We start from the raw sequence: 23,374 nt of genomic DNA on the forward strand, positions 1-23,374 counted from the left end.
GCCGTCATTTTTTTGAGATATGTTGATGTGCATGCACTGTTACGATCATTGTTGTGCCCTTACCCATTACACTTTGAACCTGAATCTCTCCTTCATGCAAATCGATGATCTTTTTCACAATGGATAAGCCAAGGCCGCTTCCACCTGCATTACGATTTCTGGACTGATCCCCTTTATAAAAACGTTCAAATATATGCATCCTGGTATCGTCATCCATTCCGATCCCGGAGTCCTTTATCGTGATAATCAGCTCATTTTCAAAGGTTTTCGTAGCTCGGAAACTGATGGTACCTGCTTCTGGAGTGAACTTTATACTGTTATGGATGAGATTCGTCCATACCTGATCCATCAATTCAAGGTCGGCAAAGATGGTTATCTTTTCAAGGGAAATATCCATATGGATTTCTTTCTCTGCCCATTGTGGTTCATTAGCAAGAATAATGCGCCGAAGCTGATGGTCCAAGCGATAGTCCGTACGCTCAAAACTAAAGTGATCCGACTCCAGGGAGGTGAGTTTCAAGAGATTGTCACTCAATTTGGATAGCCTCACACTTTCCATCTCAATAATATGGAGATACCGCTCCCTCTCTTCAAGGCTTAAGTCATCATTCTTTAAAGCATGTGCAAAACCGCTGATCGAGGTAAGGGGAGACTGAATTTCATGGGAGACGTTTGATATAAATTCCTGCCGCATCCCCTCCATCTCTCCCAGCTTTTCTGCCATGTGCGTGATACTGTCAATGATCTTGTAATAAGGATGATCGCCCCGGTCGTTAAATTGATTCCGGTAATAAGACAGGTCAATGTTAAAATTCCCTTCTGCCATCATCTTCATGGCATGAATCATCGGCAGAATAAATTTATCCTGCCGTTCCTTCACCCACTTGATGTGTGTAATAACGTATATACAACACCCGAATAGGAAGAAACCCAGTATGGAGTTGATGAGTAGTCTTGCAAACTCATGAGGGCGGTAATGAATCGTGTCATAAACGGTTTCGGTGAGCCAGTAGGAGCAAGACCACATCACGATTAAAGACGCCGAAACGGCTAACATTCCGAGTATTCGTTTCAAGTATTCAGGCAGCTTCATCCCGAAACCTCCAACCGGTATCCAAGGCCGCGAATCGTGGTAATTTTAAATGGGCACTGAACCTGTACAAATCTCTGACGAAGACGTTTGATGTGTACGTCAACGGTCCGTTCATCCCCCTCATAATCGAATCCCCAGATATCTTCAATCAATTGCTCTCTTGAAAATGTTTTTCCCTGATTGAGGGCTAGTTTAAATAATAGTTCAAACTCTTTTAAAGGTAACGTGATATCTTGCTCAATCGTAAACACTTTATAGGATTCACGATCAATCACCATACCCCCTATTTCAATCCGGTTAGCAATTGATATCTGTGATCGTTTGAGGAGGGCTTTTACCCGGGCTATCAATTCGGCGGGGGCAAAAGGTTTGACCATATAATCATCTGTCCCGAGATCAAACCCTCTTACTTTCTGAGACGTTTCCCCTTTTGCTGTTAACATCAGGATGGGCAGTGTCTCAGAGTAATAGGTTCTGACCTCTTTGCAGAATGTCCAACCGTCCATATTCGGCATCATAATATCCAGGATAATTAAATCCACTTTTGTTGAATCCAGTATAGCAAGCGCAGCCTCTCCATCGGCTGCCTCTTCAATGGCTATTCCTTCCCTAGAAAGAATAACCCGAAGTAGTTCGCGGATATGGGAGTCGTCATCCACTAGTAATATTTTCGCCAAATGTCTCATTCCTTTTATAAATATCTTTAACGAAGCCCATTCTATGCTAGTTTAGATACTCACATCTTACTATATTTCTGCCTTACCTTCACGTCCGTTTCATATAGGCTTTTACCGTAATAGGAGCAAACACAACGACAATCAACGCAGCACCAAGGAGAGAAATGGTCAGGTCCCACCCAAATGTGCCCTCGTTTGTAAGACCCCTGACAGCTGTGACGAGATGGGAAATCGGGTTCAATTTGACAAACCATTGCAACCAGTTCGGAAGCGTCTCGGCAGGCACAAATGCATTCGAGAGAAATGTGAGTGGAAATAATACAATCATGGAAATCCCTTGAACACTCGATGCGGTTCTCGAGATGACTCCAAAGAAGGCAAAGATCCAACTGACAGCCCAGGAACAAACAATGACCAACAGTCCTGCCAAGATCACAAAGCCAAGACCTGCTTCAGGTCGATAGCCCATGATAAAGCCCATGGTAAATGTCAGGACCGTTGCAATCGTATACCGGATCGTATCGGCCAGCAGTGCCCCGGCGAGCGGAGCGATTCGGGCAATGGGAAGTGACTTAAATCGGTCGAAAACCCCTTTATCCATATCCTCCCTCAATTGAACCCCTGTGACAATGGAAGTTGTGATGACCGTTTGTACCAGAATACCTGGAATAATGACTGGCAAATAGCTTTGCACATCACCAGAGATCGCGCCGCCAAACATATACGTAAACATTAAGGTGAAAATGATGGGCTGCAGCGTCACATCAAACAATTGCTCAGGTGTTCGCCGTATCTTTAATAACCCTCTAAAAGCCATCGTTAATGAATTTTTCACGGTTTGAGTCAAGGTTGCTCGGTTGCTCAATCTAGACTGGGATGGTTGGGTAACAGCAGCTTCTTTCATCCTAATGCCTCCTTTTTATTTCCCCATTGATTGCTTGCCACAGCTTTATTCTCGGTATCGGTAATGGTCAGGAATACTTCGTCAAGAGATGGTTTTTGCACACTCATCTCAGCAAGCTCGATTCCAGAGTCTCTGAAGGCAATCAACAGGTCCGTTACAAGATTGATATTACCCAAAGGCGCTGTAATTTTGCCTCCTTCTGTTGAAACAGCAGACCGGACATTCAGGATCCGTTCAACTAATAGGCGTGCCTCTTGAATATGTGGTGCATGCTGTATGTTTACATGTAGCGATGAAGTACCGATCGAACCTTTCAATTCATCAACCGTCCCTTCTGCCACCACTTTCCCGTAATCAATTACGGCAATTCGGTCTGCCAGTTCATCGGCTTCTTGGAGATACTGAGTGGTCAACAATACGGTGGACCCGGATTTCACAAGCTTTCGAATCGTGTCCCACATCTGGTTTCGCGTACGCGGATCGAGTCCGGTTGTCGGTTCATCCAGAAAGATGAGTGGTGGGCGGGAAATCAAGCTCGCCGCAAGATCCAGACGGCGTCGCATACCGCCGGAGAAATGCTTCAATGGACGTTTCGCCGCTTCCGTTAAACCGAACTCTTCAAGTAAATCCGCTGACTTACGCTTTGCCTCACTTCTGCTCAACCCTAATAATCGAGAAAAGATCATCAAATTTTCTGTCGCACTCAGCGTTTCATCAACGGACGCATACTGACCGGTCACTCCAATCAATTGCCGTACAATATGAGCCTCCTTCACGACATCATGCCCGAAAATGCGGGCTGTTCCTGCGTCTGCTTTAAGAAGCGTCGCAATCAACCGAATCGTGGTCGTCTTTCCAGCACCATTCGGACCAAGGACTCCGTAAATCGTCCCCGGCTTCACATAAAGATCCACCCCATCAACCGCCCGATTATCACCAAAGGATTTCACCAGACCCTTGGCTTCTAATGCCCACTCACTATTTCCTATACCATTTTTCATTGATATCCCCCTATTCATTTGAGCCCCTGTCTTCAATTGGATACATTGTTGTTAATTTTAATCGAAGAGATCCAGTTCGAAAGGGACGTGTAAGTCTCTAATCGAAAGTATATATACTTTTTATGAACTGAATATGAACAGGGCATTTGGTCTGGAAGTATGGTGTTTTCTACAAAAATGGAGCCTGCAGGAATATCTTCCTGCAGGCTCACGGTTACAATCTACATACAGTAGGCATGGCAGCCGCCTGTATAATAATCCCTTATGATTCACAATAAAAAAACAAGCAAGATGGATATCCTGCTTGTACTGACAATAACTCATTTGTAGTCTTACCTACTCTTCATACTGTTCGTTTTCAACCGTTCCATACTGACCATTATCCGTATCGATGACACCGCTCGTATACGAATCCATAATCTGCTGACTTACCTGCTGATTCGCATTCTCATCATACGTGAACTGCTCTTTCGGATCCTTCTTCTTCATGACCTTTCCCCCCTAAAAATAATTTATCTATTCCCTTCTATTGTTCGAAATTCAGCTACAGATATAAGTGGGAAAATATAGTATGATAAGAGTAAGGAGGGGAAAACAATGAGTTTAAAATATCACAACATATTAGTAGCTGTTGATGGATCAAGAGAAGCAGAATGGGCCTTCAAAAAAGCAATTGCCATCGCAAAACGGAACGATGCCATCCTTTCATTGATTCATGTCATCGATACTCGTTCCTTTGCGGCAATCGAATCCTATGACCGCACCGTAGGAGAAAGAGCGATCAAGTATGCTGAAGAATTGTTAAACGAGTACAAAGCAGAAGCTGCAGAAGCTGGGTTAACCAAAGTCAAAACCTATGTCGAGTACGGTTCCCCGAAAGTCATCATCCCTAGAGAAGCAACCAAGAACGTCAAAGCAGACCTCGTCATATGCGGCGCAACCGGACTCAACGCTGTCGAACGCTTCCTAATCGGAAGTGTCTCCGAGCATATCACCAGAGCTGCTCATTGTGATGTACTGGTTGTTAGAACAGAAGAAGTAGACGAGTAATTTTCATTAATAACAAAAGAGCGGTTGAAGGTAGTATCAATCTACCTTCAACCGCTCTTTCTTTTTTCTCTTTTATTTAAAGTTTATGAAAGTAATACCCCATAAGTTGATTGAAGCGGAAGGTGCTCGACTCACGCCCCGCGGAAAGCGAGTACCTGCAGCGGAAATCAATCAGCACTCGCTAATCACAACAGAGTTTAAAGGCTCACTCTTCTACTAAACAGATTGAGCAGCAAATGCCCCCAATTGAGACTTACCCTTCTCAATCTGCACCTTCACCTGCGTGAAACCAGTACCATCATATGACTTTCTTCTCTCAACAGCCGAATAAGGAGTCAGAATCGAATAAATATCCTCCTCAATCAACGAAGAAAACTCACCATACTCATCCAAAGAAACATCCTTCAAATAGCAGCCTTTTTCAATACAATAAAGCACAAGCTTTCCTACGATCTCATGGGCTTGTCTAAACGGAATCCCTTTCGTCGCCAAATAATCCGCAAGCTCCGTCGCATTGGAAAAATCGTTTCCTACTGCTGTTTCCATCTGTTCCTTGTTCACCTTCATCGTGGAAATCATCCCTGTGAAGATTTTAAGCGAACCAACCACCGTTTTCACCGTATCAAACATGCCTTCCTTGTCTTCCTGCATGTCCTTGTTATAAGCAAGTGGCAATCCTTTTAAAACGGTAAGAAGGGAAATGAGATTCCCATTCACTCTTCCGGTCTTCCCTCTGACAAGCTCCGCCATATCCGGGTTCTTCTTCTGCGGCATGATGCTGCTTCCAGTCGTAAAGCTGTCATCAAGCTCAATGAAGCGAAATTCTTCCGTGGACCATAGAATCATCTCTTCTGCCAAACGGGAAAGATGCGTCATCATGATCGAGCTGTTACTCAAGAATTCCAGGATGAAATCACGGTCACTCACAGCATCAAGACTGTTTTCATAACATGATTCGAAGCCAAGGAGCTCAGCAGAATATTCCCGGTCGATCGGGAATGTCGTACCTGCCAGTGCTCCGGCACCCAATGGTGAAATGTCAATTCTCTTTAGGGAGTCAACAAGTCGCTCCTTATCCCGATTAACCATCCAGAAATAACACATCAGATGATGAGCGAAGGAAATTGGTTGCGCACGTTGAAGGTGAGTATACCCTGGAATAATCGTTTCAACATTTTCTTCTGCCTGTGTGATGATAGCCTCCTGAAGATCTTCAACCAGTGTTACGATCTCTTTCACTCGTCTCTTTAGAAACAGATGCATGTCGGTTGCTATCTGGTCGTTACGGCTTCTTCCAGTATGGAGTTTCCCTCCGACTTCACCGATTAAATCAATTAGCTGCTTCTCCAAATTCAAATGAATGTCTTCGTACTCAACGGAAAACAGAAGTTCATTCTTTTCAGCCTTCCCGTACAGTACTTGAAGGCCTTCAAGGATTTGATCCCCTTCGCTTACCGTCAGAACCCCGCATTTTTTTAACATTTTTACATGAGCGATGCTGCCCTCAATGTCTTCTAGAACGAGTTCTTGGTCGAATGAGATGGATGCGTTGAATTCATCCACCCATTCCTCCGGCTTCTTGGTGAAACGTCCTCCCCAGAGCTTGCTCATAGTGTCACTTTGTCTTTCTTTTCAGCGTTGACCATAGCTGAAACCTTTGTCGGCAGACCCCATAATTGAATAAATCCAACGGCAGCATCGTGATCGAATTCATCGGCTTTCGTGTAGGTTGCCAGTTTCTCATCATATAAGGAGTTAGGCGATTTTCTTCCTTCCACAATCGCATGCCCCTTGAATAATTTCACACGTGCGACACCATTCACATACACCTGCGTTTGATCAAGGAATGCTTTTAATGCTTTATTTAATGGTGAGAACCATAAGCCTTCATAAATCAATTCGGTCATTTTTTTCTCAATCACTGGCTTAAAATGCGCGAGTTCTTTTACCAGTGTCAGGTCTTCCAGTTCTTTATGTGCTTTTAACAGCGTAACGGCAGCCGGGCATTCGTACACCTCACGTGACTTAATTCCAACAAGACGGTTTTCCACGTGGTCGATACGTCCGACTCCATGCTTACCAGCAACGACATTCAGTTTAGCAATGATTTCATCCAGCGGGTATGCCACGTGATTCAATTCAACGGGCACACCTTTTGAGAAGGTAATTTCAACGACTTCAGCTTCGTCCGGTGACTCTTCGATGCTCGACGTTAAATCATAAGCATCCTCTGGTGGAGCTGTCCAAGGATTTTCAAGCACGCCACATTCATTACTTCTTCCCCAAAGATTCTGGTCGATGCTGTACGGGGAATCGAGCTTAATCGGAATCGGAATACCCTTGTCCTTCGCATACTCAATCTCTTCCTCACGAGACCATTTCCATTCACGAACCGGCGCGATCACCTCTAATGAAGGATTCAGTGCTGCGATGGATACTTCGAATCTCACTTGGTCATTTCCTTTTCCCGTACAACCATGTGCCACCGCTGTTGCATTTTCCTGCTCCGCGATCTCGACAAGTTTCTTTGCAATCAAAGGTCTTGATAGAGCTGATACTAGTGGATATTTCCCTTCGTACAGAGCGTGACTTTGCAAGGCAAGAAGTGCATAATCATTTGCAAATTCTTCTTTTGCATCTATGACGTAGCTTTTTGTAGCCCCCACTGTCAGTGCCTTTTCTTGAACGAAATCTAGGTCCTTACCCTCTCCCACATCCAGGCAACATGCAATGACTTCATACCCTTTTTCCTTTAACCATTGAACTGCGACCGACGTATCTAATCCACCTGAGTAGGCTAATACCACTTTTTTATTCATCCGTATCTCCTCCAGTTGATTTTATATAAAATGAATATTTATTCTTTAAGATGAATTTATATTAGCAGTTAATAAGGAATACATCAATACTTATTCATAAATTTGTATAAATATTTTATCTGACGTTTTGGAGATTGGCTTTGCACTAGGCTTGTCGAACAATTTAATGTAGGATAAAAGGAGAACAAACAGAAGGAGCATTCATCGTGAAAACCACCGAATTTTTCTCATATAATTCAAGACTCGGAATTCATCTTCCCCGGTTCTCGAAAGATTGGCCGTCTTATTCTTCTGGGGAGCAAGAAATCGTGCTTCTGGAATGGGAACGGGTCAGAGGGACGATTCCTGATCGAATCCAGGAAATCGAAATGGAGATCGAGCGCCTCCAAGGGGAGTTGGCTCAGGAAGAGAGCTTCGAGAAGTCCTGCATGATTAATGGAGAGATATCCGAAAGGGCATCTGAGATCAATGATTTATGGCTCTGGTATCGAACCAATCCGGAGAAAACAGAAAGGGGAATGATGTGAGCACATCATTCCCCTTTCTATTTTAGTCGTTTTTCTTTTCACGCAAATAGCGATACTGATAGTACTTTTCCGCAAAATCAGTGATTTTTCTAGAAAGCTGATAATTCGATCCCGCCCCGATGGCGATGCTGACAAGAGGAAGACCGGACCACTTTTTCCCCTTGAACATGGTGATGGCCATTGCTTTGAGTGCCTGCTTCATGGAGCCTTCCAGCCACGTGTAGTCTGTCAGCTGCTCTGACCCATCATAGAAGTAATTGGAATCCTTCTTGTTTAAATCCTCCATCAGGTCTTCCCAGGCAAGGGCACGTAGCCTTGACGGTAAGGTTGCTGCATGGAACACCTTCAGTGACGTCATCATTTCGAATGGTGTCTGCACATCAAATCCATACGTGATGGCAATGAGCTGCACCGAACGAAGATTGATGACGAGCATGGCAGGAAGATCCGACCCTAATGCCACCATACCCCCGGTACCCGTCACCCCTCCTTGAAACAGAGAGTAGATCCGGTGACGTCCCGCATGCTGTTCCGCTATGTAATGAAGCTGATCAATCGTTAAATAATGAAGATCTTCGACCGTTTGAATGTCTTGATTAAAGGCTCGTGCCGTGACGAGGATTCGCTCCCGGGCATCATTTTGCATCTGTGAACCTTGAATCAGAGAGTGCATGTGAAACAACCAGCCATCCAGCCGCTGAAAAAATTGGTCCTGCACATCTTCAGGAATCGCTCCAAATGCATAATCCAGCCATTTTACATATGTATGTTCCAAATCGTTCGCTTCATAATCATACAACTCTAGTTTCCACGCCTTGATCGACTGCCATACCTGATTATCTCGTTCTGACCAGTTCACTTCTCTCCAACTCCTAACATTCCTTCAATTACGTATAGTATATCATATATGATGATCGGAATTCTTTGGTTAGGGGGGAAGTCTTTGGAATAGTCAATAAACTTAGTGGTGATTGAGGGGCATAACAGTTGAAAGTTGGGAGGAAGAATTTGATTGCACTATAAAAAAACGAATGCTCCCCATTGTTGGTGAACTTTTATACGGTGAATCTCCCTGATTCTAGCTGCCTTTCTACCAAAATAGTGGATTTCAACAATCAAAACGTGCTGTATGAGACTCGATCACCTAAATTTGCTGCCCCCATACCTATAGCGGGCAGTATCAAAGGAAATATATGAGCAGGTTTTCACAATATATGATCCACTTTTCTACACTTATGAGCCGGGATTTTCATATATGATCCGGAATTCTGATATATGAGCGAGCTTTCAATTTTATGAGCTCTTTGTCGAAAAATCTCTGTTGAAGAGAGGAACAAAAAAAACAGGATCACCACATAGGCAATCCCATTTTATCTATTAAATATTTCCCTGCTCTACTACATCACGAGCAATCATCACTTCTTCATTCGTCGGTATGACCATAACTTTTACCGGTGAATGAGGATAGTTTACGAATGCTTCTTTCCCGCGTACTTTATTACGTGCCGGATCCCAGTATACGCCCATGAATTCCAATCCTTGAAGGACTCTTTCACGAATAAGCGTACTGTTCTCACCGATACCTGCTGTAAACACAATCGCATCCACACCGTACATACGAGATGCATAAGAACCGATATATTTATGAATACGGTTGGCGAACACTTCAAGAGCCAGTTCCGCACGCTCATTTCCTTCTGAAGCCTGTTGCTCAATATCACGAAGGTCACTTGAGAACCCGGATACACCAAGCATACCTGATTTCTTGTTCAGGATATTTAATACTTCATCAGCCGTTGATCCTGTTTTCTCCATGATGAACGGGATAAGGGCCGGGTCAATATTACCTGAACGAGTTCCCATAGCAACACCAGCAAGTGGCGTGAAGCCCATTGATGTATCGATTGATTTACCGCCTTCGATTGCTGCGATACTAGCACCATTTCCTAAGTGACAAGAAATCAAGCGGACTTGCTCTTTCGGACGGCCAAGCATTTCAGCTGCACGCTCAGATACATACTTATGAGAAGTACCGTGGAAACCATATTTACGGATTCCGTAGTCTTTATAATAATCATAAGGAAGGCTGTATAAGAATGAGCTTTCCGGCATGGATTGGTGGAAAGCTGTATCAAAGACAGCAACCGCAGGTACATTTGGCAATACGTTATGGAATGCTTTGATCCCCGTTAAGTTTGCCGGGTTGTGAAGTGGGGCTAAATCCGAAAGTTCTTCGATTTTCGCCACTACTTCGTCTGTAATTAGAACGGATTCATTGAACACTTCTCCACCGTGTACGACACGATGTCCAATGCCATCGATTTCATCAAGTGACTTGATGATGCCATAGCCTGTCAGCTTTTCAAGCAGCATTTTAACCGCTACTTCATGGTTTGGGATATCCGTTACTTCTTCACGTTTTTCATCGTTCACTGTTATATTAAATACCGCATCGTTCAATCCGATACGTTCAATAAGACCTTTTGTAATAACTGTTTCTTCCGGCATATCAAATAGCTGAAACTTTAACGAAGAGCTTCCAGCATTAATTGCAATCACTTTTTTTGCCAAGTTATATCGCTCCTTTTGTTTTCGATCTATAGACTCTTATTTATTCTGTTCATTGAATCATATTTTATCTCTCAATTCCCCATTAAATCACTGACTCCCCTCCATTTCAAGAAAAAGCTTGAAATGACATCGTTTTCATGTTAAATTAAATGTTTTCGCAAAAATTAGAATTCGAAAAGCGGAGACGGCTTGGTCAGGCCCGACAAGCATAAGATGAGAATGTTTGGAACAACCAGCGCGAAATTCGTCGATTCTTGCGGAACGGTCGATATATTGAAAATAAGGTTGATAAAATGGAAAAGCGGTTGATATCTATTTTTAACGGTCGATATTCTTGGATAACGGTTGATAAATCGAAATAACGGTCGATATCCAACACATTTCACCCATACCCCGAAGCGAACGTCGATAAAACCCCAATAAAAAACAAGACCGCCCACAGGCGGTCTTGCATCATCACTTATTTATTCTGCTCGAGCCATTGATCGATTTTTGACAAGATGTCATGAAGCGCTCTTTGGTTTGATAAGCTTGGAAGCTCTGCAAGCAGGACTTCTTTCGGTGGCTTGATTCCTTCTTTTTTCTTCTGAAGAATCAGGATGCTCTTCGCTGAGTTTTTATTTTTGAATAATGAAAGAGGCAGTTGCAGGAATCCTTGGATGTCTGCTTTGTCTTTCAGATATCCTTGTAATTGTGAGCTGAATGGAGATTCGAACAGTCCATTCGGCACGATGAAGAAGAGATATCCTCCGTCTTTCGTGTGCTTCATGCTTTGCTCAATGAACAAGTGATGAGCATACGAATGACCTTCTTCTGCTTTTAATTCATAATCCTGTGCCCTTACATCGTTCGGATAATAGCCGATTGGCAGATCACATAGGACGAGGTCGACAGGATCGATGAACAGCGGCTCGAGTGAATCCTGGTTGAAAAGCTGTAACGGATGCTTCTGAAGGTCTGCTCCCACATACGCGAGCTTGATCAACACTTCATCGATTTCAACCCCGATGGATTGTGTCTCTTTGCCTGGTATTTGATTCAACACGGTCGTGAGGAGATTCCCGGTACCAATCGCAGGATCAAGGATCGTGAGCTTGTCCATGTCCCCAGTGAATTTATTTACCAGGTAGCTGATAAATAAACCAAGTGAGTCCGGTGTCATTTGATGGTTTGGCTGTACGTTTTCCTTCATTCCTTTTAATATAGCGAATTGAAAGGCTTTTCGGATATGCTCATTCTCAAGTTGAGACGTACTCACTTCATCGTACTGTTTGTTCAGGCGTTTCTTGGTCAGTTCACTTACTTCCTCTTGCAGGACGTCTCCCTGAAAAAGGTTTTCCCCCGTTTCAGCAACGGCTTCTAAATAACTACAGGCTAATTCCTCTTGAAGCAGGGTAGCCGTTTCGTCGATTATTCCAAATAATGATTCGACTGGCGAATTAATCATCGGCACTCATTCCTTTATCACAATTTCATTCATCTATTTTACCTCTGTCCCTTGCATTTGTAAAAAAAACAATGCTGACCTACCGAAAAGCAGGTCAGCATTCTAAATGTTTTTATAAATGTGAGACAGAATTATTTAGCGTTCTTCACTGCTTCAACGGCAGCATCATAATCCGGGTGATCCGTTGCTTCACTTACATATTCCACATATGTCACTTCATCGTTGCTGTCGATTACGAATACAGCACGTGCAAGCAGACGAAGTTCCTGGATGTGTACGCCATATGCTTCACCGAACGCTAGATCGCGGTGATCTGATAATGTTTGAACATTTTCAATTCCGTTAGCTCCACACCAGCGCTTTTGAGCGAATGGAAGATCCATTGAAATCGTCAATACTTCTACGTTATCAAACTTGGTTGCTTCTTCATTGAATTTTCTTGTTTGTGCATCACAAACTCCTGTATCGATGGAAGGAACGACACTCACCAAACGCACCTTGCCTTTGGAATCATTCAGTGTGACTTCCGATAAATCATTAGCTAATACGGTGAAGTTAGGAGCTTTATCCCCTACCTTTACTTCATTACCTAATAGAGTGACAGGGTTGTTCTTAAACGTAATATTTGCCATTATTTGTTCCTCCTCTTTATTGATATGTACATGTTCATAGTACAGAAAAACGATGGGGTAAAGCAAATCATAGGGGTTCGTTTCAAAAAAAAGATAGAGGCTGGGACAAAACCCTCCTCAGAAATGAAAAAGCCGGTGAAATTTTACGACAAGTAAAATTTCACCGGCTTTGATTATTTTTAAATTAAAATAAGGACCTCTTCTGATAAAATAAAGTTACCAGACAAAATCTCATCAGAAAGAAGGGTCCTTATGTTTAAAAATTATACCATGAATCAAATCGTTTTGCCTTTAGATTTAGAAGTGAAATTGCAAAAAAATGATATTGCCTTCCATGTCCATCATTTAGTTGAAAGTATCCCCCATGAAGTGTTCGAACCATTTCTTCGAAATGAAGGGTGTCCCGCCTATCATCCTCGCATGATGATTAAGATTATCTTATGTGCCTATACACAATCTGTCTTTTCAGGACGCAAAATTGAAGCACTCTTAAAAGACAGTATCCGTATGATGTGGCTAGCACAAGGATATGAACCTAGTTATCGAACCATTAACCGATTCCGTGTTCAACCAGAAGTGAAAGAAGTCATTCGCGAATGTTTCGTCCAATTCCGTTGCCAATTGGTTGATGAAAAACTGATTGATCAAGAAGCGATTTTTATTGATGGTACAAAGATTGAAGCGAACGCGAATAAATTCACTTTTGTTTGGAAAAAGTCTATTGAGAAATATCATGCAAGTTTAATTGAAAAATCAAATGAATTATACACTGAGCTGCTTAAGAGTGAAATCATACCTGAAATTGAACGTGAAACGTCTGAACAATTATCTGTGGAAGAACTCGCTCAATTGGTGCAAAAAGTAGACGAAGTCGTAACCGAATATGATAAACAAATTGAAGCCACCTCAGACATTTCAGAACGAAAAGCTTTAAGAAGTGAGCGCAAACATCCAAAACAAGTCCGTAAAAAACTGATTGATTTTCTCTTGCGCAAACAGAAATACCAACAAGACTTAGAGACCTTTGGAACACGTAATAGTTATTCTAAAACAGATACCGATGCGACGTTCATGCGAATGAAAGATGATTATATGAAGAACGGACAATTGAAAGCTGGATATAATGTACAAATCGCAACGGAAGGTCAATACACCTTAGCCTATAGTTTGTTTTCAAACCCAACATATACCCGTACCTTAATTCCATTTCTAGATAAAATTGAGCAAGATTATTTCGATTTGCCAAAACACATCGTCGCAGATGCGGGTTATGGAAGTGAACAAAATTATAACGACATCCTTTCAAATAGAAAACGAGAAGCACTTATTACGTATAACCTGTATCGAAAGGAACAAAAGAAAAAATATAAACAAAATTTATTTAACCCTGACAACTGGGAGTATGAAGAAGAAACGGATACCTATACATGCCCTAATCAAAAACCTCTTGGATTTCAGCATTATTCTACTCGCCATGACCGTACAGGCTTTGAACGGAAGTTCAAGATCTATGAGTGCGAAGACTGTTTTGGGTGCCCTTTTCGTTCATCCTGTACGAAAGCAAAAGAAGGCAATAATCGAAAACTGATGGTGAATGAAAAGTGGGAGCAGCAAAAAGAATATGTAAGATCGAAGCTTTCAGATGAGAAAACGGGAGCCATCTATCGAAAACGTAAAATCGATGTGGAGCCAGTTTTTGGATTCTTGAAGGCTAATTTGCGTTTCACTCGATTTTCCGTACGAGGAAAATCGAAGGTCGAAAATGAAATGGGCATCGCATTATTGGCAGTGAACTTGAGAAAATGCACTGCCAATAGCTAAGGTATAGAAGAATTTACTCGGTAAAATAGAAAAAGATGAATTTGAGCAAGCTCAAATTCATCTTTTTCAATTAGAAGCTAGTTATGTCCCAGCCTCCATCTTTTCTTACAGATCAAGTTTTTGACCATGGTCACCGTGATTATGGTTGTCCTGTTTATGATCATCTTTTTTCATCATGCCCTGAATCTTTTCGATGGCACCCGGTGCTAAATCTAGCAAGCGATCGATCAGGTGAGTACTTTCATCTAAATGAAGCATCTTGATTCCTCTGGAACTCACAATCAAGAATGCGATAGGGGTTATGGAAACACCGCCTCCGCTACCTCCACCAAACGGTTGTTGCTTCTGGGTCGATTGGCCGCTTCCACCACTACCGCCATCTCCGCCTTTTCCGCTATCATCCTTACTTTTCCCATCGATGATAAATTCACTTCCACCTGCAGCAAACCCAAATCCTACTTTGGATACTGTCAGGATCACACTTCCATCGGGTGTTTCAACGGGATCACCGATAATCGTATTCACATCGATCATTTCTTTTAAATTTTCCATCGCCGTGGTCATTAGACCTTCAATCGGATGTTCCGACATGTAAAGACCTCCTAGTTATACTGAATGTTTTTCTCCAGAAAGTGTGGAAAGGGGCTTCGTCTTGAACTTGGCCATACCGCCTCTCCAGTACCGAAGTATCTTGAAACCTACTAGGATAGCATTCCCTATCCGAAACTGGATAATACATGAAAATTGTGTTTGAACCACAGCATGCTGAAATGTCGGAGTCACCTCTATGAAAGGCATGGATTGAAGTCGCAAATAACCACTCAGGATACCGATGATGCTCCCTTTCATGCCCCAGATCATTCCGGTTAATGTCCCTGTAGAAGCTGCATCCCCAGTTCCAAACAGCGTCTTCCACTGAACTTGATCCAGTTTGACTTTTTTGAGAAAGCCTCTGATGATCCGGTGCATGGATTGTACGTGAATGACGATTTCTTTCGTATCATTTAAACTCGCAATGAAATCGTGAGGAGTGATTTTCTTTTTAGAAGCCTTTTCCTTGGAAGGATTGCTTTCATTCCCGGTTTTCTTTTCTTCCTCAAGGACCACATTCGGGCCATCATCATCGAGCTTCACTAACGGAATGTCGATGGTGTACTTGATCAACCCAAACCAGGCTCTCAGCTTCACCTTGAAATGATCATTGTCATTTCCATGGTATAAGGAGATGGTAACTGTTAGCTTCGTAATAATGAGAATGAATAATAGTAATAGTATAAGTGCCATAACAATGATTAACGCCCAAATCCACCAGCTCATAATTTCACACCCTTCAACCTCTTATTATGGCCTTCCTGGGGGAAAATAAACTCGGGTTGAACGATTTTGTGAGTTGACAGGGAGAAATAGTGTTGAAAAGAAGGGGGATTTTCGTGCCTGACGGGTTTATGCGTCGGTTTTAAGATTTATGCATCACTTTTGGATTTTTTGCGTCATTTTTTAAATTTATGCGTCAGTTTTCAACTTTTTGCGTCACTTTATACGATTTATGCGTCACCATCTCTATTCCAAAAAAAAAACAAACCCGCCTCAACAGGTTTGCTTATCTCTTACAACGCCGGAGTAAACTCCAACTTCTTCTTTTCTTGAACAACGGTCGTGTCCGCAAACAGATCGTGGATCCCTTGCTTTTTATTCGTAAAGGCTACGACCACGTAGAGTATAAAGATCGTAGTCGAGATGAAGCGGCCAACCAGTTCTCTGAAGAGGATAGTCCCCCATGACGGCTTCATTCCCTTTAAATCGATAACTCGAATGCCGAATACCATTTTTCCGATCGTCTGGCTGAAGTATTTCGTCATTAAGACAAAATAGCCGTAGAAAACGATGCTAGTCAGGATGGAAATCGGGGCGAAAATGGACCCATCCGACAATGAAATATCCAACAGTTTAAAGACAGGATTAACGATTAATCGTGTGATACTGCCGATGACGACTAAATCCAGTAGATATGCCCAAAATCTTATCCAAAATCCGGCTAAGTAATATCCATCGTGATGGATGGTTCTTGTTCGATCCGGAGAAGGCGAATGGACTTCGATATGCTCCCGGGTTTCATCATGTTGTACAGATCGATCTTGTGTGTCAGTCACTTCATTCACCTTCCTTATTCAGAGTATAGATACATTAATCGCGGAGAATTCGTGTGAGATAGCAGCTTCATTAAAGCGGCAGTCTCCATATCTTGACCCATCATTTTCTTTGCACCCATACTGAAGAATTCAGAGAACGGATCACCTGCTGTGTATTCAAATACTTGCGCACCTTTTAATTTATAATCTTTTTTCATTGCGGCAATGGTATCTTCAACATAGCCGAATTCATCAATCAGATTGACTTCCTTCGCCTGGATGCCATCATAGACTCTTCCATCAGCAATTTTCTTGACATCAGCTTCAGACATATTCCGTCCTTTGGCAATAACATCAACGAAGCCTTCATAGGAATTGTCGATCATCGATTGAATGATGTTTCTTTCTTCTTCCGTCATCTTACGGGTTGGACTCATGATGTCTTTATACGGTCCACTTTTAATCGTGACGAAATCGACTCCGTATTTCTTTGCCAATTCTGAGTAGTTGATGCCATGCATGATGACACCGAGTGATCCTGTCAACGTTTCTTTACTGGCAAAGATCTTCGTCGCAGGTGCCGATATGTAATATCCTCCGGAAGCCGCAGTTCCACCCATTGAAACGTAAATCGGCTTTTTCGTTTTATCCATGATTTCCACAAGCTTCGAATGGATTTGAGCACTTTCCACTACGCCGCCGCCTGGTGAATTCACTTTCAAAATGATCCCTTTGACCGATTTGTCTTTCTCAACCGCATCAAGCTTATCCATAAAGAGCTCATGGTTGTACCCCGGACTTTCAAAAAAGGAGCTCGCTCCGCCTGTATCCTGGATGACACCTTCAACCTCTAAGACAGCAATCCGTTTCTGAGCGCTTCCTTCATCAATCACTTCTTCTGAAAAAGGATTATCTGTTCCGCCAATCATGTCTTCAAATGCTTGATTAAAATCACCTGTCACAGCGCTTGTCGCAAAATTGACGAGAATTGAAACTAAGAATAATCCCACTGCAATTACTAATGCAGTCCATCTTTTTGCATTCATTTGTATATTCCTCCCTTGTTTACCCTATCTTATGTAAGGATATGAATATCATTCTCACGGAAAAACATGATAGAATATTCACTAAGTTAGATTCTAGCAAAATTTCATGTAAATGGGAAAAATTATCTTATTTTTTTATTTCAGGGAGGTACATACGATGAACAACCGCCGAAATATTTATTTCTATGCTCTACACCAAGATGGGATCCAGGCAAAGCTCGATCACTTATACGAACTTGCCAAGCGTTATCAATTCAACATTGTTGATTCTCCTGAGACCGCCAATATCATTGTCAGCATCGGAGGAGATGGCACGTTTCTTCAAGCCGTCCGTCAAACCGGATTCAGACAAGACTGCTTATATGCAGGTGTTTCAACAGGTGGTACGTTAAGTATGTATTGTGACTTCCATATCGACGACACGTCCAAGATGATCGAAGCCATGACAACGGAGCAAATCGAGGTCCGCAAATATCCGACCATCGAAATCACCGTCGACAATCAAACGTCCTTCCATTGCCTGAATGAATTCAGCATCCGCTCAGGCATTATCAAAACCTTCGTCATGGATGTCTTTATCGATGATAATCATTTCGAAACGTTCAGAGGGGATGGCATGATCTTCGCAACCCCGACTGGAAGTACCGCTTATAATAAATCGGTCAACGGAGCCGTCGTCGACCCGATGCTTCCTTGTATCCAGGTGAGTGAGATGGCTTCCTTGAATAATAACCGCTATCGTACCCTCGGGTCCTCCTTCATTCTGAGTGACAAACGCCGATTGGTGCTGAAGATCGTTCAGGACGGAAATGATTATCCGGCGATGGGAATGGACAATGAAGCACTAAGTATCCAACACGTCGAGAAAATCGAAGCGAAACTGAGTGATAAGGTCATCAAGACAGTTAAATTAAAAGATAATTCGTTCTGGGAAAAAGTGAAGCGTTCGTTCTTGTAAGTATTGAATGGGTCTATTTCTTGAATCATCCTCTATTGTGCCAAAACCAGGCTAGATTGGGCCACTTTTGACCATAATTGTGCCACTTTCAGGAAAAATCGGGCCACTTTTGACCATAATTGGGCCGCTTTCGCACTTTATTGGGCCAACTTGTGAACAAGCGCAAGATCCATACCAATTGTCTATAACAGAAAAACGCTCCAGGAATCCCTGGAGCGTTTTGTTATTCATCATGCCGACAATCTGGCTTCTCTTTTTCGCTTTCTTGCATATTGCACCCGTGATGCAGTAAAGATCGTCAATGCCACCCAGATGAACATGAACGAGATGAGGTGGGTGAATGAGAAAGCTTCGTGATAGACCCATATCCCGAGTATTAAGGTGATGGTCGGGGCAATGTATTGCAGGAATCCGACCATGTATAACGGGATCATCTGCGCACCCCTTGAGAAAAACAATAGCGGAATGGCTGTTACTGCTCCTGCTCCCATAAGCAAGAGATCCGTCCCGACCGAAACATGGAAAAGAGAAAGGGTTCCCTCTTTGAACATGTAGCCCAGGTAGATGAGGGATAATGGCGCGATCGTCATCGTTTCAAGTGTAAGCCCGATGGATGATTCCACCTTGATCATTTTTTTCGCTAATCCGTATAAGCCAAAGGAAAAGGCGAGGCCGATGGCAATCCAGGGGAATTCGCCATAGGAAATCGTTAATATCAGAACCCCGACCGCCGCTAACCCAAAGGAAACAATTTGAGCTTTCGATAGGCTTTCCTTCAGTATGAAAACGCCTAATAGCACGCTGACGAGTGGATTAATATAGTAGCCAAGACTTGCTTCCACCATTTGATTCGTATTCACGGCCCAAATATAAATAAACCAGTTCGTACTGATTAACAAAGACGCAAGTAATAATGCAAATAACTGCTTCTTTTTGGTGAGAGATGTTTTCAAATAAGTATAAAAGTCCTTCCACCGTTTGCTGACGAACAAAAAAAGTAACATAAACCAAAAGGACCAAAAAATCCGGTTGGCAAGAATTTCATCTGCCGACACATGATTTAACCATTTCCAATAGATCGGGAGAATCCCCCAAAGAAAATAAGAAAAGGCTGTGTACAGGATTCCAGCTTGATCGGTTTGTTTCATCAAAACACCCCCAAAACTATTTCTATTCCCGAAATAACTTCATTATATCGGGGAACTGTTTTGGGGGCAATGATTATTTGTTTTTCTTTTTAATCGGGTTGTTGCTGTCCGCTCCAATCATGGGTCATTCTATGCAGATTCATTTTTTTTATAAACGATGGTCTCGTCTACAATCGTCATATCTACCACTTTGTTTAACAATTGATCGGCTGCCTCTTTGAAGGGATCTATCTCTAAAACGGTGAAGTCTGCACTGTAGCCTTCACGTATTTGCCCTCTGTTATTCTCATGATGGCAGGCAAATGCGCTTCCTTTGGTAAACAAAGAGATCGCTTCATACATAGTCAGCTTCTCTTCCGGTCGATACGCTGTTTTATTTGGATCCAGTGGGTTGGTCCGTGTAACGGCCGCATGGATGCCCCATAATGGGTTGATCGGCTCAATCGGGGCATCCGATCCGCCTGCACATGGGATCCCTTCTTCAAGAAGTGTTTTCCATGCATAGTTGTACTTCATGTTTTCATTTCCTAATCTCTCAAGCACCCACGGGAAATCAGACGCCACAAAGCGCGGTTGAATATCAAGAATGAGAGGCAGTCCTTTTATTCTCTCAATCAGCTCTTTTCGCAGAATTTGAGCATGAATGAGACGGTCACGTCGTCCATGGGGAGAAGGCTCTTTCGTGATGGCATCCAGGACATTTTCGAAAGCCTGATCCCCGATCGTATGAACGGCAATCGGTAATTCATACTTCCTTGCCTTCTTCACAAGTTCCTGAAGCCGTTTACTTGTGTGGATGCTGACTCCCTTTGTACTTGGATCATCGGCATACGGGTAGCTTAGCAGGGCTGTCCTTCCACCCAAGGCGCCATCAGCAAAGATTTTCATGGCACCAAATTCAATGAATTCATTTCCGCTCAAGAAATGATGACCATCTTCCTTCCAATCTTCAATCACTTCATGGTGGACGAGAAGGTGAGCTCTGAATTTCTTCTTGTCTTCGTTAATCGTTTTTCGGAAAGCATCATACGTTTTCTTGAAGTTCCCATAATAGCTCAAATCCTCCGTATGACCACCGACCAGACCGTGCTCCCAGCAGCTTTCAATCCCTTTTGTCAGGGCTTCTACCAGATACTCGGATGAAATTCCAGGTAATGCATCAATCATGAGATCCTGCGCCTTATCCTTCAGTAAACCATTCAGCTCACCCTGATCCCCTCTCTCAATTAATCCACCTGCAGGGTTCGGGGTGCTTTCATCGATGTCTGCATGAGTTAAAGCGAGTGAATTGACGACCATGGCATGACGGCAAATACGTTTCAGAAGAACAGGATGATTCGGTACTACATTGTCGATTTCCTGCTTCGTTATAACCTCTGCATCACTCCACAGGTTTTCATTCCAGCCTTCTCCAATGACCCATTGACCTTCCTCGAGTCCTCCCGCTTTTTCACTGATCGCTTTTAACACTTCCTGCTTTGTATTCATAGAGGAAAGATCCAGCCTCATTAACGTTTCCCCGTGGCCAATCAAATGCATGTGACTATCAACAAAACCAGGAAACATCACTTTTTGCTGAAGATCCACCACCGATTCAATCGTCCATTGATCCGTCTTTTCCAATTCCTCGGATGAGCCTAATCCCTTGATGACCCCATTCTCCGTGAAGACTGCTTCAACATGATGACCTTCGTTTTGCATTGTGTAGATGATTCCGTTTTTCCATAAAGTACCCATGATGTCTATCCTTTCTTCATAAAAAGTCTGTTTTTCAAATGTACCATATTATAGAAAGATTCTGAAAGAGAAAGGTGCAGGATACACCATAAAAAAAATAGAGAGCCTTTAAGGCTCCCTATCCCGGATCAGTTTTTAATTGAGCTCAATTCTTTTTGTCTTAATTCAATTCTTCTGATCTTGCCGGAAGTGGTTTTCGGCAATTCATGAACGAATTCAATCTTACGTGGATATTTGTAAGGTGCTGTCAGGTCTTTCACATGTTGCTGAAGGGCAGGAATCAAGTCTGGATCCTGTTGATCTACGTCTTCCCGTAACACGACGAAGGCCTTCACGATCAGTCCTCTCACTTCATCCGGACTGCCGACAACAGCACATTCCTGAACGGAAGGATGTTTCACAAGGGCATCTTCGACTTCGAATGGTCCAATCGTATAGCCGGAGCTGATGATAATATCATCACCGCGTCCTTCAAACCAGAAGTAACCATCTTCATCCTTCTTCGCTTTATCTCCCGTAATGTAATAATCTCCTCTAAATTGCATGGCAGTCCGTTCAGGATCTTTATAATAACTTTTGAATAAGGCAGGCGTTTCAACATGAACCGCGATGTCTCCCACTTCCCCGACCTCACATGGATATCCTTCCTCATTGATGATATCGACTCTGTTTCCTGGAGTCGGTTTCCCCATTGAACCTGGCTTCAGTTCCATGCCCTTCATTATTCCTACAAGGAGGGTATTTTCCGTTTGCCCGTAACCATCACGGACTTCGATTCCGAAGTGTCTCTTGAAAGCATCGATGACTTCTCTGTTCAAAGGCTCACCAGCCGAAACGGCACTATGTAATTGACCCAGTTTATAAGACCCCAGATTATCGACCTTTGCCATCAATCTGTATTCTGTCGGTGTACAGCAAAGAACGTTCACCCCATGATCTTCAAGCATTTGAAGATATGTATTCGGATCGAATTTCCCTTGATACACAAGACCTGTAGCTCCAGATCCCAATACCGATAAGAACGGACTCCAAATCCATTTTTGCCAGCCTGGACCTGCCGTTGCCCATACTGTGTCACCTTCTTCAATGCATAACCACTCACGGGCAGCTGTTTTCAAATGTGCGTATGCCCAGCCGTGGGTATGAACGACCCCTTTGGGATTCCCAGTAGTACCTGACGTATACGAAAGAAACGCCATATCGTCTCTCTTTGTTTCAGCGAAAGCCAGTTCTTCAGATGCTGTTTTCATCTCTTCTTCGAGAGCAATCCATCCATCCTGCTTTTCTCCGACTACGAATTTTTCGAGATTCTCCATTCCCCTTACCTCTTCAAATTGTTCAACGAATGGAGAGTAGGCGATGATTCCTTTTACATCTCCATGGTCAATTCTGTATTCAAGGTCCTTAGGACGCAGCATTTCAGAACTTGGAATAACAACGAGTCCAGACTTTAGAGCCGCAAGATACACAGCATAGGCTTCGATTAATCGAGGAACCATGACAAGCATGACGTCCCCTTTTTCAAGGCCTCTGCTAGAGAAAACGTTTCCAATTTTATTTACATCTTTCAATAATTGTGAGTATGTAATTTCTTCCTTCAATCCCTCTTCATTTTCCCACTTGATCGCAAGCTTCTGTTCATCACTTGCAAACCTCTCTACCTCTTCCACCAAATTGTACATCTCCGGCGCGATTAGTTCTTCCCTCTTCATTATGACTCCCCCTTGTTTGTCGATTCTTTTCTATTATACAAAATAATTCAAATTTTTTAAATTATTCGATAGTAAAAAGGGGGATTTTATTTTAGAAAAGAT

22 protein-coding genes are annotated in these 23,374 nt (G+C 42.8%); 4 read left to right on the forward strand and 18 right to left on the reverse strand.

Features of this window, described 5'->3' with window-relative positions; translation table 11 throughout:
- Window positions 1-4: 4 nt before the first annotated feature.
- The 5 genes from FGG79_RS11965 to FGG79_RS21795 form a co-directional block, all read right to left on the reverse strand.
- Window positions 5-1,093, reverse strand: coding sequence for a sensor histidine kinase (locus tag FGG79_RS11965; protein WP_138778575.1), 1,089 nt, complete (start codon window positions 1,091-1,093; stop codon window positions 5-7).
- Complete coding sequence (locus FGG79_RS11970) at window positions 1,090-1,770, reverse strand: response regulator transcription factor (protein ID WP_138778577.1); 681 nt, start codon at window positions 1,768-1,770, stop codon at window positions 1,090-1,092. Before FGG79_RS11970 ends, FGG79_RS11965 begins: the two co-directional genes overlap by 4 nt.
- 88 nt (window positions 1,771-1,858) lie before the next feature.
- Window positions 1,859-2,674, reverse strand: a complete 816-nt coding sequence (locus FGG79_RS11975; protein ID WP_138778579.1) for an ABC transporter permease — start codon at window positions 2,672-2,674, stop codon at window positions 1,859-1,861.
- A complete protein-coding gene (locus tag FGG79_RS11980; RefSeq protein WP_240794261.1) occupies window positions 2,671-3,675 on the reverse strand; it encodes an ATP-binding cassette domain-containing protein in 1,005 nt (334 codons plus the stop codon). Before FGG79_RS11980 ends, FGG79_RS11975 begins: the two co-directional genes overlap by 4 nt.
- A gap of 336 nt (window positions 3,676-4,011) precedes the next feature.
- Window positions 4,012-4,164, reverse strand: coding sequence for a hypothetical protein (locus tag FGG79_RS21795; protein WP_171050905.1), 153 nt, complete (start codon window positions 4,162-4,164; stop codon window positions 4,012-4,014).
- Window positions 4,165-4,272: 108 nt separating this feature from the next.
- On the opposite strand from FGG79_RS21795, the gene FGG79_RS11985 reads away from it, so the two are divergent.
- Window positions 4,273-4,725, forward strand: a complete 453-nt coding sequence (locus FGG79_RS11985; RefSeq protein ID WP_138778583.1) for a universal stress protein — start codon at window positions 4,273-4,275, stop codon at window positions 4,723-4,725.
- 216 nt (window positions 4,726-4,941) lie between these two features.
- On the opposite strand, the gene argH is transcribed toward FGG79_RS11985, so the two are convergent.
- Together argH and FGG79_RS11995 are read right to left on the reverse strand one after the other, a co-directional pair.
- The gene (argH, locus tag FGG79_RS11990; RefSeq protein ID WP_138778585.1) at window positions 4,942-6,336 is read right to left on the reverse strand and encodes an argininosuccinate lyase; all 1,395 of its coding nucleotides are present in this window, start codon (window positions 6,334-6,336) and stop codon (window positions 4,942-4,944) included.
- Window positions 6,333-7,550: an argininosuccinate synthase gene (locus FGG79_RS11995; RefSeq protein WP_171050916.1), complete on the reverse strand. Its 1,218-nt coding sequence runs from the start codon at window positions 7,548-7,550 to the stop codon at window positions 6,333-6,335. Before FGG79_RS11995 ends, argH begins: the two co-directional genes overlap by 4 nt.
- Window positions 7,551-7,750: 200 nt before the next feature.
- Here FGG79_RS11995 and FGG79_RS12000 point away from each other — a divergent pair, with 200 nt between their 5' ends.
- Entirely contained in the window at window positions 7,751-8,071 is a 321-nt protein-coding gene (locus tag FGG79_RS12000) for a hypothetical protein (protein WP_138778589.1), read from the forward strand.
- 22 nt (window positions 8,072-8,093) lie between these two features.
- Here the strand turns inward: FGG79_RS12000 and FGG79_RS12005 are convergent, their stop codons facing one another.
- The 4 genes from FGG79_RS12005 to tpx all read right to left on the reverse strand — a co-directional run bounded on the left by FGG79_RS12005 (window position 8,094) and on the right by tpx (window position 12,721).
- Window positions 8,094-8,930: an EcsC family protein gene (locus FGG79_RS12005; protein WP_138778591.1), complete on the reverse strand. Its 837-nt coding sequence runs from the start codon at window positions 8,928-8,930 to the stop codon at window positions 8,094-8,096.
- Window positions 8,931-9,448: 518 nt separating this feature from the next.
- Window positions 9,449-10,642 carry an acetate kinase gene (locus tag FGG79_RS12010; protein WP_138778592.1) on the reverse strand — a complete coding sequence of 398 codons (1,194 nt, stop codon included), beginning with the start codon at window positions 10,640-10,642 and terminating at the stop codon, window positions 9,449-9,451.
- A 460-nt stretch (window positions 10,643-11,102) separates the two neighbouring features.
- The gene (locus FGG79_RS12015; protein WP_138778878.1) at window positions 11,103-12,086 is read right to left on the reverse strand and encodes a class I SAM-dependent methyltransferase; all 984 of its coding nucleotides are present in this window, start codon (window positions 12,084-12,086) and stop codon (window positions 11,103-11,105) included.
- Between the two features lie 134 nt (window positions 12,087-12,220).
- Complete coding sequence (gene tpx / locus FGG79_RS12020; protein WP_138778594.1) at window positions 12,221-12,721, reverse strand: thiol peroxidase; 501 nt, start codon at window positions 12,719-12,721, stop codon at window positions 12,221-12,223.
- 252 nt (window positions 12,722-12,973) lie between these two features.
- On the opposite strand from tpx, the gene FGG79_RS12025 reads away from it, so the two are divergent.
- The gene (locus FGG79_RS12025; RefSeq protein WP_138778596.1) at window positions 12,974-14,542 is read left to right on the forward strand and encodes an IS1182 family transposase; all 1,569 of its coding nucleotides are present in this window, start codon (window positions 12,974-12,976) and stop codon (window positions 14,540-14,542) included.
- Window positions 14,543-14,647: 105 nt separating this feature from the next.
- Here the strand turns inward: FGG79_RS12025 and ytfJ are convergent, their stop codons facing one another.
- From ytfJ to sppA, 4 genes are all read right to left on the reverse strand, one after another.
- Window positions 14,648-15,133, reverse strand: a complete 486-nt coding sequence (ytfJ, locus tag FGG79_RS12030) for a GerW family sporulation protein (RefSeq protein WP_138778598.1) — start codon at window positions 15,131-15,133, stop codon at window positions 14,648-14,650.
- Window positions 15,134-15,148: 15 nt separating this feature from the next.
- Window positions 15,149-15,859 (reverse strand): DUF2953 domain-containing protein, encoded by a 711-nt coding sequence (locus FGG79_RS12035; protein WP_138778600.1) that lies wholly within the window; start codon window positions 15,857-15,859, stop codon window positions 15,149-15,151.
- Between the two features lie 290 nt (window positions 15,860-16,149).
- Window positions 16,150-16,602, reverse strand: a complete 453-nt coding sequence (locus tag FGG79_RS12040) for an RDD family protein (protein ID WP_240794270.1) — start codon at window positions 16,600-16,602, stop codon at window positions 16,150-16,152.
- Between the two features lie 104 nt (window positions 16,603-16,706).
- The gene (gene sppA / locus FGG79_RS12045; protein ID WP_138778605.1) at window positions 16,707-17,717 is read right to left on the reverse strand and encodes a signal peptide peptidase SppA; all 1,011 of its coding nucleotides are present in this window, start codon (window positions 17,715-17,717) and stop codon (window positions 16,707-16,709) included.
- A 157-nt stretch (window positions 17,718-17,874) separates the two neighbouring features.
- On the opposite strand from sppA, the gene FGG79_RS12050 reads away from it, so the two are divergent.
- Window positions 17,875-18,675, forward strand: coding sequence for an NAD kinase (locus FGG79_RS12050; protein ID WP_138778607.1), 801 nt, complete (start codon window positions 17,875-17,877; stop codon window positions 18,673-18,675).
- 230 nt (window positions 18,676-18,905) lie between these two features.
- Here FGG79_RS12050 and rarD read toward each other — a convergent pair whose 3' ends face one another.
- The 3 genes from rarD to mbcS all read right to left on the reverse strand — a co-directional run bounded on the left by rarD (window position 18,906) and on the right by mbcS (window position 23,272).
- Entirely contained in the window at window positions 18,906-19,823 is a 918-nt protein-coding gene (gene rarD / locus FGG79_RS12055) for an EamA family transporter RarD (protein WP_138778609.1), read from the reverse strand.
- A gap of 129 nt (window positions 19,824-19,952) precedes the next feature.
- A complete protein-coding gene (locus FGG79_RS12060; protein WP_138778611.1) occupies window positions 19,953-21,560 on the reverse strand; it encodes an amidohydrolase in 1,608 nt (535 codons plus the stop codon).
- Between the two features lie 128 nt (window positions 21,561-21,688).
- Window positions 21,689-23,272 (reverse strand): acyl-CoA synthetase MbcS, encoded by a 1,584-nt coding sequence (gene mbcS / locus FGG79_RS12065; protein ID WP_138778613.1) that lies wholly within the window; start codon window positions 23,270-23,272, stop codon window positions 21,689-21,691.
- Window positions 23,273-23,374 lie beyond the last annotated feature (102 nt).

The sequence above is a fragment of the Bacillus sp. BHET2 genome (assembly GCF_005938125.1).
Lineage (GTDB): Bacteria > Bacillota > Bacilli > Bacillales > Bacillaceae_B > Rossellomorea.

Bases quoted from the DNA above. Each gene is read 5' to 3' on its own strand.
- tpx (WP_138778594.1), bottom strand. From the start codon at position 12,721: ATGGCAAATATTACGTTTAAGAACAACCCTGTCACTCTATTAGGTAAT.
- FGG79_RS11965 (WP_138778575.1), bottom strand. From the start codon at position 1,093: ATGAAGCTGCCTGAATACTTGAAACGAATACTCGGAATGTTAGCCGTT.
- ytfJ (WP_138778598.1), bottom strand. From the start codon at position 15,133: ATGTCGGAACATCCGATTGAAGGTCTAATGACCACGGCGATGGAAAAT.
- FGG79_RS11975 (WP_138778579.1), bottom strand. From the start codon at position 2,674: ATGAAAGAAGCTGCTGTTACCCAACCATCCCAGTCTAGATTGAGCAAC.
- FGG79_RS21795 (WP_171050905.1), bottom strand. From the start codon at position 4,164: ATGAAGAAGAAGGATCCGAAAGAGCAGTTCACGTATGATGAGAATGCG.
- mbcS (WP_138778613.1), bottom strand. From the start codon at position 23,272: ATGAAGAGGGAAGAACTAATCGCGCCGGAGATGTACAATTTGGTGGAA.
- argH (WP_138778585.1), bottom strand. From the start codon at position 6,336: ATGAGCAAGCTCTGGGGAGGACGTTTCACCAAGAAGCCGGAGGAATGG.
- FGG79_RS12035 (WP_138778600.1), bottom strand. From the start codon at position 15,859: ATGAGCTGGTGGATTTGGGCGTTAATCATTGTTATGGCACTTATACTA.
- FGG79_RS11985 (WP_138778583.1), top strand. From the start codon at position 4,273: ATGAGTTTAAAATATCACAACATATTAGTAGCTGTTGATGGATCAAGA.
- FGG79_RS12050 (WP_138778607.1), top strand. From the start codon at position 17,875: ATGAACAACCGCCGAAATATTTATTTCTATGCTCTACACCAAGATGGG.
- FGG79_RS12060 (WP_138778611.1), bottom strand. From the start codon at position 21,560: ATGGGTACTTTATGGAAAAACGGAATCATCTACACAATGCAAAACGAA.
- FGG79_RS11980 (WP_240794261.1), bottom strand. From the start codon at position 3,675: ATGAAAAATGGTATAGGAAATAGTGAGTGGGCATTAGAAGCCAAGGGT.
- FGG79_RS12025 (WP_138778596.1), top strand. From the start codon at position 12,974: ATGTTTAAAAATTATACCATGAATCAAATCGTTTTGCCTTTAGATTTA.
- sppA (WP_138778605.1), bottom strand. From the start codon at position 17,717: ATGAATGCAAAAAGATGGACTGCATTAGTAATTGCAGTGGGATTATTC.
- rarD (WP_138778609.1), bottom strand. From the start codon at position 19,823: ATGAAACAAACCGATCAAGCTGGAATCCTGTACACAGCCTTTTCTTAT.